At 66.0% G+C, this 15,279-nt stretch carries 16 protein-coding genes and 1 tRNA gene; 4 read left to right on the top strand and 13 right to left on the bottom strand.

Translation table 11 applies throughout. The annotated features are described in order from the left end of the window. Window positions 1-9 precede the first annotated feature (9 nt). The 3 genes from ACVRRC_RS07035 (at window position 10) to ACVRRC_RS07025 (ending at window position 1,061) form a co-directional block, all read left to right on the top strand. A complete protein-coding gene (locus ACVRRC_RS07035) occupies window positions 10-216 on the top strand; it encodes a cysteine-rich CWC family protein (protein WP_472996793.1) in 207 nt (68 codons plus the stop codon). Next, window positions 216-908, top strand: coding sequence for a pseudouridine synthase (locus ACVRRC_RS07030; protein WP_472996792.1), 693 nt, complete (start codon window positions 216-218; stop codon window positions 906-908). Before ACVRRC_RS07035 ends, ACVRRC_RS07030 begins: the two co-directional genes overlap by 1 nt. A gap of 79 nt (window positions 909-987) precedes the next feature. Further along, a tRNA-Gly gene (locus ACVRRC_RS07025) sits at window positions 988-1,061 on the top strand. Between the two features lie 219 nt (window positions 1,062-1,280). On the opposite strand, the gene pcaC is transcribed toward ACVRRC_RS07025, so the two are convergent. From pcaC to pcaQ, 12 genes are all read right to left on the bottom strand, one after another. Then, entirely contained in the window at window positions 1,281-1,679 is a 399-nt protein-coding gene (pcaC, locus tag ACVRRC_RS07020) for a 4-carboxymuconolactone decarboxylase (RefSeq protein ID WP_014596069.1), read from the bottom strand. A gap of 95 nt (window positions 1,680-1,774) precedes the next feature. Next, entirely contained in the window at window positions 1,775-2,563 is a 789-nt protein-coding gene (pcaD, locus tag ACVRRC_RS07015; protein ID WP_014596068.1) for a 3-oxoadipate enol-lactonase, read from the bottom strand. Window positions 2,564-2,571: 8 nt separating this feature from the next. Beyond that, on the bottom strand, window positions 2,572-3,933 hold the full coding sequence (locus ACVRRC_RS07010) for a 3-carboxy-cis,cis-muconate cycloisomerase (RefSeq protein ID WP_106442929.1): 1,362 nt from the start codon (window positions 3,931-3,933) through the stop codon (window positions 2,572-2,574). 223 nt (window positions 3,934-4,156) lie between these two features. Next, complete coding sequence (gene pcaF / locus ACVRRC_RS07005; protein WP_472996791.1) at window positions 4,157-5,362, bottom strand: 3-oxoadipyl-CoA thiolase; 1,206 nt, start codon at window positions 5,360-5,362, stop codon at window positions 4,157-4,159. Then, window positions 5,359-6,141, bottom strand: coding sequence for a CoA-transferase subunit beta (locus ACVRRC_RS07000; RefSeq protein ID WP_011912436.1), 783 nt, complete (start codon window positions 6,139-6,141; stop codon window positions 5,359-5,361). Before ACVRRC_RS07000 ends, pcaF begins: the two co-directional genes overlap by 4 nt. Further along, window positions 6,141-6,998: a CoA transferase subunit A gene (locus ACVRRC_RS06995; protein WP_020308029.1), complete on the bottom strand. Its 858-nt coding sequence runs from the start codon at window positions 6,996-6,998 to the stop codon at window positions 6,141-6,143. Before ACVRRC_RS06995 ends, ACVRRC_RS07000 begins: the two co-directional genes overlap by 1 nt. A gap of 190 nt (window positions 6,999-7,188) precedes the next feature. After that, a complete protein-coding gene (locus ACVRRC_RS06990) occupies window positions 7,189-8,031 on the bottom strand; it encodes an IclR family transcriptional regulator domain-containing protein (protein WP_019406450.1) in 843 nt (280 codons plus the stop codon). 68 nt (window positions 8,032-8,099) lie between these two features. Beyond that, on the bottom strand, window positions 8,100-9,029 hold the full coding sequence (locus tag ACVRRC_RS06985) for an AEC family transporter (RefSeq protein ID WP_061374119.1): 930 nt from the start codon (window positions 9,027-9,029) through the stop codon (window positions 8,100-8,102). A 10-nt stretch (window positions 9,030-9,039) separates the two neighbouring features. Beyond that, window positions 9,040-10,134 carry a cell division protein ZapE gene (gene zapE, locus ACVRRC_RS06980; protein WP_472996790.1) on the bottom strand — a complete coding sequence of 365 codons (1,095 nt, stop codon included), beginning with the start codon at window positions 10,132-10,134 and terminating at the stop codon, window positions 9,040-9,042. Then, window positions 10,124-10,729: a protocatechuate 3,4-dioxygenase subunit alpha gene (gene pcaG, locus ACVRRC_RS06975; protein ID WP_048328705.1), complete on the bottom strand. Its 606-nt coding sequence runs from the start codon at window positions 10,727-10,729 to the stop codon at window positions 10,124-10,126. The genes zapE and pcaG overlap by 11 nt, the downstream gene beginning before the upstream one ends. 12 nt (window positions 10,730-10,741) lie before the next feature. Next, window positions 10,742-11,461, bottom strand: coding sequence for a protocatechuate 3,4-dioxygenase subunit beta (gene pcaH / locus ACVRRC_RS06970; protein WP_019406454.1), 720 nt, complete (start codon window positions 11,459-11,461; stop codon window positions 10,742-10,744). Window positions 11,462-11,571: 110 nt separating this feature from the next. Continuing rightward, entirely contained in the window at window positions 11,572-12,492 is a 921-nt protein-coding gene (pcaQ, locus tag ACVRRC_RS06965) for a pca operon transcription factor PcaQ (protein WP_472996789.1), read from the bottom strand. 136 nt (window positions 12,493-12,628) lie between these two features. Between pcaQ and ACVRRC_RS06960 the strand changes: the two genes are divergently transcribed. Beyond that, window positions 12,629-13,444 (top strand): DUF1206 domain-containing protein, encoded by an 816-nt coding sequence (locus tag ACVRRC_RS06960; RefSeq protein WP_019406456.1) that lies wholly within the window; start codon window positions 12,629-12,631, stop codon window positions 13,442-13,444. 164 nt (window positions 13,445-13,608) lie between these two features. Here the strand turns inward: ACVRRC_RS06960 and putP are convergent, their stop codons facing one another. Then, the gene (gene putP, locus ACVRRC_RS06955) at window positions 13,609-15,093 is read right to left on the bottom strand and encodes a sodium/proline symporter PutP (protein ID WP_014596058.1); all 1,485 of its coding nucleotides are present in this window, start codon (window positions 15,091-15,093) and stop codon (window positions 13,609-13,611) included. Window positions 15,094-15,279 lie beyond the last annotated feature (186 nt).

The following is a 15,279-nucleotide window of genomic DNA, read 5'->3' as shown; positions in this document are numbered from 1 at the left end:
GGAAATGCCATGAGCGAGCCTATAGATCCGTCACGCTGCCCGCTCTGCGGCCAGCCCAACCAGTGCGCCGAGTGCGATCCCGCCGCGGACCAGCCCTGCTGGTGCTTTACCGCCACCATTCCGCAGGACACGCTCGACGGCATTTCCGCTGCCCTCAGAAACCGGGCCTGCATCTGTCCTCGCTGCGCTCGTCGTGAAACCGCAGCCAAAAGCTGATGCGCCTCGATCGCTATCTCGGTAGCCGCGCACAGCTCAGCCGCCAGGACGTCCGCCGGCTGGTGAGCGATGGCCGAGCACGGGTAAACGGCGAAGTCACTCGCACCCTGGACCGGGAGGTGCGCATATTCGACTGTGTCGAACTTGATGGTCAGGTTCTGCAACCGGGCAAGGTCGCCCGCTACCTGATGCTGCACAAACCCCCCGGCTGCGTCAGCGCCACCCGTGATGCCGCACATCGCACGGTGATCGACCTGATCGATGAACCGGACAAGGATGACCTGCATATCGCCGGCCGCCTCGACTTCAATACCACCGGCCTCATGCTGCTGACCAACGACGGCCAGTGGTCACGCCGCCTGACTCAACCGACCAGCCTGCAAGGCAAGGTCTATCTGGTGGAAACCGAAGACGTGATCGATCCCGGCTGCGTCGAGGCCTTCGCCCGAGGCCTGTACTTTCGTTTCGAGGATCTCACCACCCTACCGGCCGAACTGGTGCTGCTGAGCCCTCGCCGAGCCCGCCTGACCCTGCATGAAGGGCGCTACCACCAGGTCAAACGCATGTTCGGCCACTTCGGCAACAAGGTCACCACCCTGCACCGCGAGAGCATGGGCCCACTGCTGCTGGACGCCAGCCTGTCACCTGGCTGCTACCGACCATTGACGGACAACGAGATCGCACAAATCTGACCGCCCATAGCCACCGGCCAGAAAAACCTGCCGCCACGCTTCATTTCACCCCCGCCTTCTGGTAAAAAGGCACCCCTGAGCGGGCGTCGTATAATGGCATTACCTGAGCTTCCCAAGCTCATGACGAGGGTTCGATTCCCTTCGCCCGCTCCAGACACCTAACGTTAAGGCCCTGTTTTTACAGGGCTTTTTCGTTTCTGGCTTTTGCTTCTGAGCTATCCACCGCCAGGCCCTACGCCGCCGCCACCGGCATGGCCGCATTACGTTGTCGAGGCATGTGGCATCCCGCGCTAGGACGCCAGGCAAAACACCCCGGCCACCGGTAAGGCGGTACGGGGCGTGGGTGGGGCGAGAGCGGCTGGCGCGGTGGGTTCAGGACTTGCCGAGCGATTCGACGCCCAGCTCGGCGTAGACTTCCTCGGCCAGGTGAAAGCTGGCGTTGGCCGCCGGGATGCCGCAGTAGATGGCGCTCTGCAGCAGCACTTCCTTGATCTCCTCACGGGTGACGCCGTTATTGCGCGCGGCGCGCAGGTGCAGCTTCAGCTCGCCCTCGCGGTTCATGCCGATCAGCATGGCGATGGTGATCAGGCTGCGGGTGTGACGTGGCAGGCCGGGGCGGGTCCAGATATCACCCCAGGCATGGCGGGTGATCATCTCCTGGAACTCGGCGTTGAACTCGCTGATGTTGCTCAGGCTGCGGTCGACATGGGCATCGCCGAGCACCGCGCGGCGCACCTGCATGCCGACTTCGTAGCGTTGCTTCTCGTCCATTGTGGGGCGTCTCCTGTCAGGGCGAGCCGGCGACTGAGGCCGGTCCGCCGAGATAAGCAGTGTTTAGAGGTTGCGGTGGACTGAACGACCAGCGCTCAGCCTCGAAGAAAATCCAGCACGGCCCGGGTGAAGACCTCGCCCGCCTCAACGTTGGACAGGTGCGCCGCGTCGAAATCCACCCGCTTGGCGCCGGCGATGCGCTGCTCCATGAACTGGCCATGCTCTACCGTCGTGACCGGGTCCTGTGTGCCGCAGACCACCAGGGTCGGCGCCTTGATCGCACCCAGCTGCTCGCGAAAATCGGCATCGCGCACCGCCGCGCAGTTGGCCGCGTAGCCATCCGGCGCGGTGCTGGCGATCATCTCGGTGATACGCGCCGCCACCGCCGGGTTGGCCTGGGCGAAGGCCGACGTGAACCAGCGCGCGATGGAGGCATCGCGCATGTCGCGCATGGCCTGCTCACGGCCGGTCAGCACGCCCTCGATGCGCGCGTTCCAGACCTCGTCGGTACCGATTTTCGCCCCGGTATTGCACAGCACCAGGCGCTCGAGGCGGTCCGCGGCATGGATACCCAGCCACTGGCCGATCAGTCCGCCCATGGACAGCCCGCAGAAGGAGAAGCGCTCGATGCCGAATGCAGCGAGCATACCGAGCACGTCATGGCCCAGCTGCTCGATGCTGTATGGCCCCGGCGTGACGCCCGAAGCGCCATGGCCGCGGGTGTCGTAGCGCAGCACGCGGAAATGCTCGGCGAAGGCCGGAATCTGCGCGTCCCACATGTGCAGGTCGGTGCCCAGGGAATTGGAAAGCACCAGCACAGGCGCGCTTTCCGGGCCGTCGAATCGGTAGTTCAGGCTGACATCGGCCAGTTGTACGCTCGGCATCGTCGTTCTCACTCGTTCAGGGCATGGTGTTCGGCCACGGCGCGCTCGACCCAGCGGCGCGCCTGGCCCAGATAGTTGGCCGGATCGAGCAGGCGATCCAGTTCGGCATCGTTGAATCGGCTGCTGACCTCGGGACTGTCGCGCAGCACACCGCGCAGGTGGCGGCCCTCGGCCACGGCCTGCTTGCAGCACTGCTCGACCAGTTCGTGGGCTTTCTCGCGACCGACGCGCTGCGCCAGGGCGATGCTTATCGCCTCAGCCAGCACCAGCCCGCGGGTCAACTCCAGGTTGCCGCGTAGCCGTTCGCCGTCCACCTCCAGCGCCGGGACGGCAATCAGCGCCTGGCTCAGGGCGCCGGAAACCAGGCAACAGAGTTCCGGCAAGGTTTCCCATTCGGCGTGCCAGAGACCGAGGCTGCGCTCGTGTTCCTGCGGCAGCGCCGACAGCATGGTAGCCACCAGCCCCGGCGCCCGGGTGGCGGCGGCGATTATCACCGCGCAGCCGACCGGGTTGCGTTTGTGCGGCATGGTCGAGGAACCGCCCTTGCCCGGCGCGGCGGGTTCGAAGACCTCGCCGACGTCGGTCTGCATCAGCAGGGCCAGGTCGCGGCCGAGCTTGCCCAGGCTGCCGGCGATCAAGCCAAGCAGGCTGGCGAACTCCACCAGGCGATCGCGCTGGGTATGCCAGGGCTGGTCGGGCAGATTGAGCCCTAGTTCACCGGCCAATGCCTCGGAAACCGGCCAGGCCTGCTCGCCGAGCGCAGCCAGCGAGCCGGAGGCACCACCGAACTGGAGGCACAGGAGCCGCGGTCTGAGTTCGGCGAGCCGCTGGCGATGACGGGTCACGGCACCGAGCCAGCCGGCGATCTTCATGCCGAGGGTTACCGGGGTGGCATGCTGCAGCCAGGTACGCCCGGCCATCGGGATCTCGGCATGGCGCGCGGCCTGGTCGGCCAGCGCGTCGCCGAGACGGCGCAGGTCCGTCTCGAGCAGCGCGAGGGCCTGACGCAGCTGCAGGACCAGCCCGCTGTCCATGGCATCCTGGCTGGTGGCGCCCAGGTGCACGTATTTCTCGGCATCCGGGTCGTTGGCCGCAACCTGCCGGCCGAGCGCCTTGACCAGCGGAATCGCCGAATTGCCGGCCGTTGCGACCGCCTCGGCCAGTGCGCACAGGTCGTAGTGCTCGGCATGGCAGGCCGCCTCGATGGCGTCGACCGCAGTGGCGGGGATCACCCCGGTCCGCGCTTCGGCCCGGGCCAGCGCCGCCTCGAAATCCAGCATGCCCTGCACACGGCCGCGGTCGGAAAACACGTCACGCATCGGGGCGCTGGTGAAATAGACATCGAAGAGTTGGTTGCTCGGCCGGTTCAAAACCCGATTCCTTGTTGTTCGATCGACGGATCAGTGTGGTCCAAATGCCTGCTCGCGCCCACCGCTGGATGAACATATCCGGGCACCGGTGTGAACGTCGCTCGGCGAGGATGCCGGGGTTGGTGGGCTGCAGCCCAACCTGCCGGATTGCCACCTGCCATGTCGCAGGGCGAGTTCAGCCCATCCACCCTCGCCCATTCACAGGCCAAGCTACCGCGACCTGTCAGACCCGCTCCACCACCAGCGCCACCCCCTGGCCGACCCCGACGCACATGGTCGCCAGGCCCAGCTTGCCGCCGGATTTCTCCAGTTGATGGACCGTTGTCAGTACCAGCCGCGCGCCGCTCATCCCCAGCGGATGGCCGAGGGCGATGGCGCCACCGTTGGGATTCACACGGGCATCGTCATCCGCCAACCCGAGATCACGCGTGACGGCCAGGCCCTGAGCGGCGAAAGCCTCGTTGAGTTCGATGACGTCGAAATCGCTGACGGCCAGCTTCAGCCGCTCGCACAACTTCTTCACCGCCGGCACCGGACCATAACCCATGATGCGCGGGGCAACGCCGGCACTGGCCATGCCGAGCACCCGGGCGCGCGGCTTGAGGCCGTACTTCTGCACCGCCTCGGCGCTGGCGAGAATCATCGCCGCCGCGCCGTCGTTGACGCCCGAGGCGTTGCCGGCGGTGACCGTCTTGCCTTCGCCATTGACCGGCTTGAGCCTCGCCAGGGCCTCGGCCGTGGTATCGGCACGCGGGTGCTCATCGGTATCGATCACCGTGTCGCCCTTCCTGCCCTTGATCACCACCGGGACGATCTCCTCGGCAAAGAAACCGGCTTGCTGCGCGGCAGCGGTGCGCTGCTGGCTGCGCAGGGCAAAGGCGTCCTGATCCTCGCGACTGATGCCCCACTCGTCGGCGACGTTGTCGGCGGTCTGCGGCATGGCATCCACGCCATACATGTCCTTCATCTTCGGGTTGATGAAACGCCAGCCGATGGTCGTGTCCTCGATCTTCTGGCTGCGGCCGAATGCGCTGTCGGCCTTGCCCATCACATAGGGCGCGCGGGACATGGACTCGACGCCGCCGGCGATGGCCAGCTCCAGTTCGCCGCAAGCGATGGCGCGAAAAGCGGTGCCCACCGCGTCCATACCCGAGGCGCAGAGACGGTTGAGCGTCACGCCCGGAACCGTCTCCGGCAGCCCGGCAAGCAGCGCGGACATGCGTGCGACATTGCGGTTGTCCTCGCCGGCCTGGTTGGCGCTACCCATGAAGACTTCATCGACCGCCGCCGGGTCGAGACCGGGGTTGCGTTCGAGCAACGCCTTGAGCGGAATCGCCGCCAGGTCGTCGGCTCGCACGCCCGCCAGCGCGCCGCCGAAGCGGCCGATGGGCGTTCGTACGGCATCGCAGATGAATACGTCGCGGCTCATTCCTCACCTCCTGGCTGACCGTGGGCGGCGGCGGTGCGGGCCTCCAGGGCGCGCAGCGCCTGAAGCTCCTCGGCACGCGGCGCCTCGGTGGTGGTTACCTGCTCGGCGAAACGGATCGCCCAGCCGGTGTTCTCGACGACCTGCTCGCGCGTCACGCCTGGGTGCAGCGCGGTGACGACGAACTCGTGGGTGCCGACCTCCGGTTCCATGATGCACAGGTCAGTGATGATCGCCACCGGGCCCTTGCCAGGCAGCCCCAGTTGCTTGCGGTGCTCGCCGCCCTCGCCGAAGCCGACGGAGGTGATGAAGGCCAGCTTGTCGACGAAGGTGCGATGCGACTGCTTGAGGATGATCAGCACCTCCTTGGCGCTACCGGCGATCTCCGGCGCGCCGCCGGCGCCGGGCAGGCGTACCTTGGGCTTGTGGTAATCACCGATCACAGTGGTGTTGATGTTGCCGTACTTGTCCACCTGTGCCGCGCCGAGAAAGCCCACATCAATGCGTCCTCCCTGCAGCCAGTAGCGGAAGATCTCGCCGGTGGGCACCACAGTGTCTGCGGTCTCGGCCAGTTCGCCGTCGCCGATGGACAGCGGCAGCACGGACGGCTTGGCACCGATCGGGCCGGATTCGTAGATCAGCACGACTTCAGGTGCATGGGTCAGGCGCGCCAGGTTGGCGGCCTTCGATGGCAGGCCGATGCCGACGAAACAGACGCTGCCGTTACCGAGGCGGCGGGCGGCGGCCACGGTCATCATTTCATTGGTGCTGTAGGCGCTCATCAGTTGGCCTCCTGCTGCTGGGCCAGCTTGCGCTGGAATTCGGCGAAGTCTTCGGTGCCACGGATGTAGGTGTCGACCCAGGCGCTGAACGCCTCGCGGTCGCGGGCGATCGGGTCCCAGGCCTGATAGAAGCGGTTGTCGCGCTCGTAGTAGCCATGGGCATAGGACGGATGCGCACCGCCCGGGACGAGGCAGACCGCAGTCAGCGCCCAGGTGGGCAGCACACAGGCGTTCATCGGCGCATTGAGGTCGTCGACGATTTCCTCGACGGTCACGATGCAGCGTTTGGCGGCCAGGGCGGCCTCCTTCTGCACGCCGAGGATGCCCTGGATCAGCACGTTGCCCTTGCGGTCGGCCTTCTGCGCGTGGATCACGGTGACATCCGGGCGTACCGAAGGCACTGCAGCCAGCACCTCGCCAGTGAACGGGCAGGTAACCGATTTGATCAGCGGGTTGACCTTGGGCAGGTCGGAGCCGGCGTAGGCCCGCAGCACAGCGAATGGCAGGCCGGAAGCACCGGCGACGTAAGCGTTGGCGAGATCCGCGTGACTGTGCTCCTCGATCTCCAGCGGCTGCGGCCAGCCCTTCTCCACCGCGTCGCGCAGGCGGTGCAGCGAGCCGACCCCGGGGTTGCCGCCCCAGGAGAAGACCAGCTTCCTCGCGCAGCCGGCGCCGATCAACAGGTCGTAGACCAGGTCCGGGGTCATGCGTACCAGGGTCAGGTCCTTGCGGCCCTGACGCACGATCTCGTGGGCCGCGGCGGTGGGAATAAGGTGGGTAAAGCCTTCCAGGGCAACCGTGTCACCGTCCTGGATAAAGCGCTCGACGGCTTCGCGGAGCGTAAGGAGTTCAGCCATGAGTCGAATCTCGTGTTGTTTTCGGTACGCTGATTGCGTTGTGAAAACGGTAACGGTCCAACTCCCGGGCCACAATCCGATAATCGACATAGCGTTCGATTATCGAACGGATTAGCATGCCATCCCCGTTTTTATCTGCAACGTCCGCCTGGCCTCCTTCCCCGGCATTTCGACTAGGCGGTCCGTATCTTCAGTGGAACAGCCGCGTGCTCAGTTCACGGCTGGCTTCCAGCAACACTGGCAGGAAGCGCGTTTCCAGTTCCTGGCGCGAAACGCGGCCGGCATGGGTGCCGACGTTGAGTGCCGCCAGCACCTGCCCGGCGGAATCCTTCAGCGGCACCGCCAGCGAGCGCAGGCCCACTTCCAGCTCCTGATCGATGATCACCCAGCCCTGGTGGCGAATCTCGGCGATGTTCTGCCGCAGGGCCTCGGCCGTATGCAGGGTACGGCTGGTCTTGACCTGCAAGTCGGCGCGTTCGAGGTATTCGTCGAGGGCTGCATCGTCCAGCGCGGCCAGCAGGATACGGCCCATGGACGTGCAGTACGCCGGCAGCCGGCTGCCCACCGACAGATCCACCGAGATCAGCCGCTGCGGCGTGGCGGAACGGGCGACATAGAGCACCTCGTCACCCTCCAGCGTGGCCATCGAACAGGCCTCGTGCAGCTGTTCACTGAGGCGGTCGAGGATCGGCTGCGCGGTCATCGCCAGCGGTGTGGAGGACAGGTAGGCGTGCCCCAGCGTCAACACCTTCGGCAGCAGCGAATAGGTGCGGCCGTCGGTAGTGACATAGCCGAGCTTCATCAGCGTATGCAGGCAGCGGCGCACGGCGGCGCGGGGGATTTCGGTGCGGTGGCTGATCTGCGCGATGGTCAGGTGACGCTTGCGCTCCTGGAACGCATGGATCACCGCCAGGCCACGGGCCAGCGACGTCATGAAGTTGGGATCGCCGGTCAGTGCCTCGATGCGCTTGGCAGGCGAAGCGACGATGGGCGGTGCCATCGGTGGTTGGTGAACGCGCGATTCGTCGGTCATGGCGGAAACCCCGGACAGCTGATGTAGGGCGATTATCGACACGGTGACCGATAATCGCCAATGCGGCTTTAGTGCAGCAGCCAGAGAAACAGGCTGATCGACAGGAAGGACAGCACCGTCGCGCTGACCACGGCGGCCGCGCAGCGTCCTTCCAGGCCGTAGCGTGCGCCAAGGATCGGGTAGATGCTCAGCATCGGCGCCGCCGCCATGAGGATGCCGGCCAGGCGTAGCTCCGGATCGTTCACCGGAAACAGCAGGAAGCACCCCATCACCAGCAGCGGATGCAGCAGCAACTTGCCCACTGCCAGCTGCGCCATGTCGGTATACAGTGCGCCGACGCGCAGGCCGTTGAGGCTGGCACCAATGACGAACAGCGCCACCGGTGCGGAGGCCAGCGCCAGCATGTCGATGACCCGCATCATGACGGCCGGCGGGCGCAGCCCGAGCACCGCCAGCGTCAATCCCAGCGTGATCGCGATCAGCACCGGGTGGCGTACCAGGCTTTTCAGCGTGCCGCTCAGTGCTCGCCAGACGCTCGCGTCCGATTGCCGTCCGAGTTCGGCCAGCGTCAGCGCCAGCGGAATCATCAGCAGGTTCTCGATCATCATGCCCAGCGCGAGCGCCACCGCGGCCGGCGAGCCGACCACCATCACCACGATCGGATAGCCGACGAACCCGCTGTTGGAGACCGAACTGCCGAGTCCCGCCAACGCGCTGCCGCTCAGGCTGTCGCCCCGCACGCGGCGTGAGATGCCGTAGCCCAGGGCGAAGGACGCCAGCGAGCCCAGGCCATAGGCGCACAGGTAGTTCCAGTTCAGCACCTGCTCCAGCGGCTGGTCGATCAGCGCCTTGATCACCAGCGCCGGCAGCGCGAAGGTGATGACGAAGCGCCCCATGCCCGCCGCCTGCTCGCGGCTGATCAGCTCGCTGCGACAGGCGAGAAAGCCGATACCAACGAGGATGAAGATGGGCGCGGTAATCCCGAGGATCGCGAGCACGGAAGTCTCGTCAGGCGGTCGGGGCATCGCCCGGTGGCAGCAAGCGCAACTGCTGTAACCGGCTGCGGGTGCGGGAGAAATCCACGTGGGCGCTTTCGCTCAGCAGCGCCGACAACGGCATGTCGCTCACCAGCAGCAGCCGGTTGCCGTGGTCGTAGAGAATGTCCACCAGGTTGAGAAAGCGCTGTTGCACGTCGATGCCCTGTCCGTCGAGCGGAGGCACCCCGGACAACGCCAGCGCATGGAACTCTTCGGCCAGCCAGAGGAAGTCGGCGCTGGCGCGTGGTTCGCGGCACAGCGTGTCGAAATGCAGCCAGCCGCGCTCTGCCTCGCGGGCCAGCAGCGGCAGCGGACGACGGTTCACCTCCAGCATCAGATCGTGCTCGGCAGCCTCGCTCAGGGGCAGCAGCGCGGCGACCCGGGCGCCCTGCTCCGACTCCGGCGCGACCGCGTAATCTCCCGATCGGTAGTCGCCGCGCAGACGGTAATCCTCACCGCCATCGAGTTGCAGCACCTGGAAGCGCCGCTCGAGCAGCGCGATGGCCGGCTTGAACCGGTCGCGATACAGCGGATTGGGGCACAGCCCGGCCGGTGGATAGTTAGACGTGCACACCAGCCCGACACCGGCCTGCACCAGGTGCTGCAGCAGCCGACCGAGCAGCATGGCGTCGCCGATGTCATGTACATGGAATTCGTCGAAGCACAGCAGCCGGCTCTGCCCGGCGATCTCGGCGGCGATCAGCCGCAGCGGATCGGGCTGGCCGGCGATCTCCTGCAGGCGCAGCTGCACCTCGTGGAGAAAGGCATGGAAATGCACGCGGCGCTTGCTCGTCACCGGGGCTGCAGCAAAGAAGGCGTCCATGACGAAGCTCTTGCCGCGGCCGACGCCGCCCCACAGGTAGACGCCGGAGGACGGCGCGCGCAACCAGCTGCCGCGGCCACGCAGCCAGCGCTCGAGCCAGCCGGCGAGCTGGTCGATCGCGCGCTGCTGTGCCGGGTCGGCGCGGTAGCCACGGGCCTGCAAGGCATCGGCAAACCGTTGCTGGATATGCGGGGCAACCCGCTCGCTGGTTACGCCCGCGACGGCGCTGAGCTCAGAAGTCAAAGAAAACCGTTTCCGCCTCGCCCTGGAGATGAATGTCGAAACGATACGCCAGTTTGCCGTCGACCTCGCAGCGTCGGGCGATCAGGGTCTCGCGCCGATGGGTCCATTCGATCAGGTTCAGCACCGGATCGGTGGCATTGGCCTGCGCCTCATCATCGAAGTAGATGCGCGTGTGCAGGTGGATGTTGATCCCGCGGGCGAACAGCGACACGTTGATGTGCGGCGCCATCGGTATCCCGGCACGGCTCTTCACCACACCCGGCTTGACCGTACGAAGGGTCCACTCGCCGGCATCGAAGGTGGTGGCGGTACGGCCGAAGCTGTTGAACGACTGCTCCGGATCGAAACGCGGCTGATACCGGCCGGTGCTGTCGGCCTGCCAGAACTCGAGAAACGAATCGCGCACCAGATGGCCGCTGCCATCGTAGACGCTGCCCAGCAGCAGAATGTGCTCACCTGACGCGTCCGGCCTGGCCATCTCGTTCCAGATTTCCTGTTCGCGGGTCGGGTTGCCGGCGGCAGCCGGCGCCAGGCCGATGTGCACATAGGGGCCGGCCGTCTGCGAGGGGGTCTCCGGCAGCAGTTCAACGGGCATGTCAGAGCCTCCTCAGCGGTTCTCGAAATGGGTCTTGCGCTGCCCGCGCAGCACGATGTCGAAGCGATAGGCCAGGCAATCCATGGGATTGGCGTTGCCCATGTCGAGCCTGGCGATCAGCGTCTGCACCGCGGCGGGGTTGGCGATGGTCTTGACGATCGGGCACAGCGGAATCAGCGGGTCGCCTTCGAAATACAGCTGGGTGATCAACCGCGTGGAGATCGACGGGCCGCTGACCGAGACGTGGATGTGCGAGGGCCGCCAGTCGTTCGGCCCGTTGCGCCAGGGATACGGACCCGGCTTGATCGTGCGAAAGATGTAGTTGCCTTCGCTATCGGTCAGCGTACGACCGACACCGCCAAAGTTCGGGTCGAGCGGCGCCACATAGCGATCGTTCTTGTGCCGGTAGCGCCCGCCGGCATTGGCCTGCCACATCTCCACCAGGGTGTTGGAAATCGGCTTGCCGTACTGGTCCATGACCCGCCCGGAGACGATGATCCGCTCGCCGATGGGCAAGCCACCATGGTTGAAGTTGAGCAGCAGATCATTGTCATGCTCGCCGAACTTCAGGTGCGAGAAATCCGGGCCGGTGGTTTCGGACAGCGATGCGGGGATGCTGATCAGCGCCTGACGTGGCGACCGGGCTACGGAGGTCTTGTAGTCGGGCGTCAGCGCCGCCGGATGCCAGGTGCGATCACGGGCGACGAACAGGCGGGTGTCCGGTTCGGACATGGCGGGCTCCTTTCTTGTCGTTGGGCACGAAGCCTTCAAGGCGGAGCCAGTGTGCGACAGCCTGCCGCAGGCTGAAATTGAAAAGAACGGGCCGATCCATAACCCAGGGGTTATGGATTGCGGTAAACTACCGCTGCTTCACGCAGCGCCTCGCAGCACCACTGCATGGCCAGAGTGGGCGGTAGCGATGGGTTGCTGCAAATGCCCACCGAGCCGCCGGGCTCCTTCAAACCCAGATCCAGCTCCACCAGCTCTCCGCACGCGAGGTCCTGGCGCACCGCATCCAGTGGCGCAACCCAGACGGCATCGCTGTCGAGCACGTAGCGACGGCTCAACGCGACGGACAGCGTTTCCAGGCGGCGCGGCGGCGCACCGATGCCCAGCTGCATGAACAGGCTGTCCGCCGAGCGCCGGATGCTGGTGCCGGCCAGCGGCAGCACCACCGGATAATCGCCCAGCTGCCCGGCGCCGGCGCCGGCGCCTAGCAGTGCATGGTCCGGGCGCACCACCAGCGTCATGGACTCGCTATAGAGGTGCTCGAAACTGAGCCCCTCGATCTGCGGATTGTCGGTGACCCGGCCGATCACCAGGTCCAGCTCGCCGCTGCGCAGCTGGCCCAGCAGGTATGCGCCCGGCCCCGTGGCAACGCTCACCACCAGCGCCGCATGCTGGGCATGCAGCCGACGCACCACATCAGGTAGTAACGCGCTTTCCACCGTGGACAGCACGCCCAGGCGCACCATGCCGGCCTCATGCTCGCCCGCTCGCAGGCTGCGCACGCCTTCACGCAGCGCCTGCACGCTCGGCCCGGCGTAGCGCAGGAAGGCGCTGCCGGCGGCCGTCAGGCTGACGCCGGTCTTGCTGCGCTCGAACAGGCTGGTGCCAAGTAGCGCCTCGAGTTCCTTCAAGGTCTTGGAGATCGCTGGCTGGCTCACCGCGAGCGTTTCGGCGGCGCGCGCCAGACTGCCCTGCCGGGATATTTCCAGAAAGCAGAGCAGATGACGGTACTTGATTCGGTTATCGATGTTCACCGGAGCCCCCGTTGGCGGTGCCGGTCGATTGTAGCCTCAGCGGGTCACGGCGCTGTGCATCCATATCGCAGCAGGTTCGAACCGAGACGCAAAGAGGGCATCTACTGAAAGGGTGGATGGCCTACGGAGGACAACGATGAACGTGACCCGCGGGGTGGTCTGGCTGGCGCGCAGCGGCTATGCAGCGCGTGGCCTGGTGTATGTGATCGTCGGATTCTTCGCCGTCATGGCCGCACTGGGCTCGGGAGACACCGTGGACACCCGCGGCGCCGTGCAGCAGCTGCTCGGGCAGCCCTTCGGTGCCGTGCTGCTCTGGCTGGTGGTGATCGGCCTGCTGGCCCATGTGGCCTGGCGCCTGACACAAGGCATCGGCGATACCGACCGGCACGGCCGCGATGCCAAGGGCCTGCTGGTACGCACGGGGCTGGTCAGCAGCGGCGCGGTGAATCTGTTGCTCGCGCTGTTCACCCTGAGCCTGCTGGTGAGCGGCCTGGACCGTTTCGCCGAGGGCGGCGGCGGTTCCGGAAGCGACAGCACCGACAGCCTGATGCGGCTGCTGGGCCTGAAACATTCGCACTGGCTGATCTGGGCGATCGCGCTGATCCCGCTCGGCGTCGGCATCGCCCACCTGATCAAAGCATGGCGCGCGCATTTCGAGCGCTACTTCCAGTGCGACGAGGGCACCATGCGCCTGGTTCGGCCCGTCTCGCGTATCGGCCTGGCTGCACGTGGCTGTTCCTTTCTGATCATTGCCGGGCTGCTGTTCATGGGTGGCAGCCGTTACGAACCGACCGACCCACCCGGCCTCAAGGAAGCGCTGGAAGCGCTGCAGGGCATGCCCGCCGGTGGCGCGCTGCTGCTGGCAATCGGCGTCGGCCTGCTGGCCTTCGCCGTGTACAGCTTCGCCGAAGCGCGCTGGCGGCGGATCGATTTGTCCGAGGTGATGGATTGAGCAGATTTGGCGAAGGGCCGGGCGGGATGCATTACGCCTTGAATCGGATCGACCGTAGCGGTGGGCTGAAGCCCACCCTACGCAGGATTGGCATGACGGCTGTGCACGTCCGCTTTTTGTAGGGTGGGCTTCAGCCCACCACGCGCGCGCACCCACTCCGGTCATCAACCGGCGTGGTAATCCGCATCCGCTTCCTCGAAGCGCTTGACGATGCTCGGCGCCGGCTCGGCGCCCAGCTTGCTCACCACCACGATGGCAATACTGGCGAGGATGAAGCCCGGGATGATTTCGTACAGGCCCAGGCCGATGAACTCCTTCCACACCACCACGGTGACCGCGCCCACCAGCATGCCGGCCAGCGCGCCGTTGCGCGTCATGCGCTTCCACAGCAGCGAGATCAGCACCACCGGACCGAACGCTGCACCGAAGCCGGCCCAGGCATAGGACACCAGACCCAGCACCTTGCTCTCCGGGTTGGAGGCGATGCCGATGGCGATCAGGGCAATCAGCAGCACCATGCCGCGGCCGACCCACACCAGTTCGGTCTGCGAGGCATGCTTGCGCAGCATGGCCTTGTAGAAGTCCTGGGTCAGCGCGCTGGAGCTGACCAAGAGCTGCGCACTGAGGGTGCTCATCACCGCCGCCAGCACGCCGGAGAGGATGATGCCGGCCACCCAAGGGTTGAACAGGATCTTCACCAGCTCCATGAACACCCGCTCGCCGTTCTGGCTCACCGCACCGGCCTGGTCCGGGTGATCGGCGAAGTAGGCGATGCCGAGGAAACCCACCGCCACGGCACCGGCCAGCGTCAGGATCATCCAGGTCATGCCGATGCGACGGGCGTTGGGAATGGTCTTGATCGAGTCGGCGGCCATGAAGCGCACCAGGATGTGCGGCTGGCCGAAGTAGCCCAGGCCCCAGGCCAGCAGCGAGATGATGGCGACGAAGGACAGCCCGCGGAACATGTCGAAGTTGGCCGGGTTCTGCGCCTCGATGGTGGCCATCACGGTGCCCATGTCACCAAGGGCGAGGATGACGAACAACGGCGTGATCAGCAGCGCGAAGATCATCAGCGTGGCCTGCACGGTGTCGGTCCAGCTCACCGCCAGGAAGCCGCCGATGAACACGTAAAGGATGGTCGCCGCAGCGCCGACCCACAGTGCGTATTCGTAGGGCATGCCGAAGGTGGACTCGAACAGCCGCGCGCCGGCCACCACACCCGAGGCGCAGTAGATGGTGAAGAACACCAGGATCACCAGTGCGGAGAAGATCCGCAGCATGCGGCTCTCGTCCTCGAAGCGGTGCGAGAAATAGTCCGGCAGGGTCAGCGCGTTGTGGTTGTGCTCGGTGTGCACGCGCAGGCGACCGGCGACGAACAGCCAGTTGAGCCAGGCGCCGATGATTAGGCCGATGGCGATCCAGCTTTCCGACAGGCCGGCGACGAAGATCGCGCCGGGCAGGCCCATCAGCAGCCAGCCGCTCATGTCCGAGGCGCCCGCCGACAACGCGGTGACGAAGCTGCCGAGGCTGCGCCCGCCGAGGATGTAATCGGAGAAGTTCTTGGTGGCACGGTAGGCGATGAAACCAATCAGGATCATCGCGGCGATGTAGACCACGAAAGTGATCAGAGTAGGGGTGCTGACGTTCATGGGACTTGTTTTCCTTGTGTGTCCTGACGCTCCGCCCGCCGAGCCCGGCCGCGGAACCATCGAGGGGCGCAAGGATAGCGCGTCGCCCGCCTGCGTGCGCGTGACCGCCAGGTTCTTCAGCCGCGCCAGCACCACTGCTATAACGAAAAAGGGCCGGCAAACGGCGCCAGCCCTTTTGGCGCGATC

This window comes from Stutzerimonas sp. LR2 (assembly GCF_055755175.1).
The sequence above is the reverse complement of the archived record's forward strand: the minus strand, read 5'-3'. Positions and strand labels throughout refer to the sequence as shown.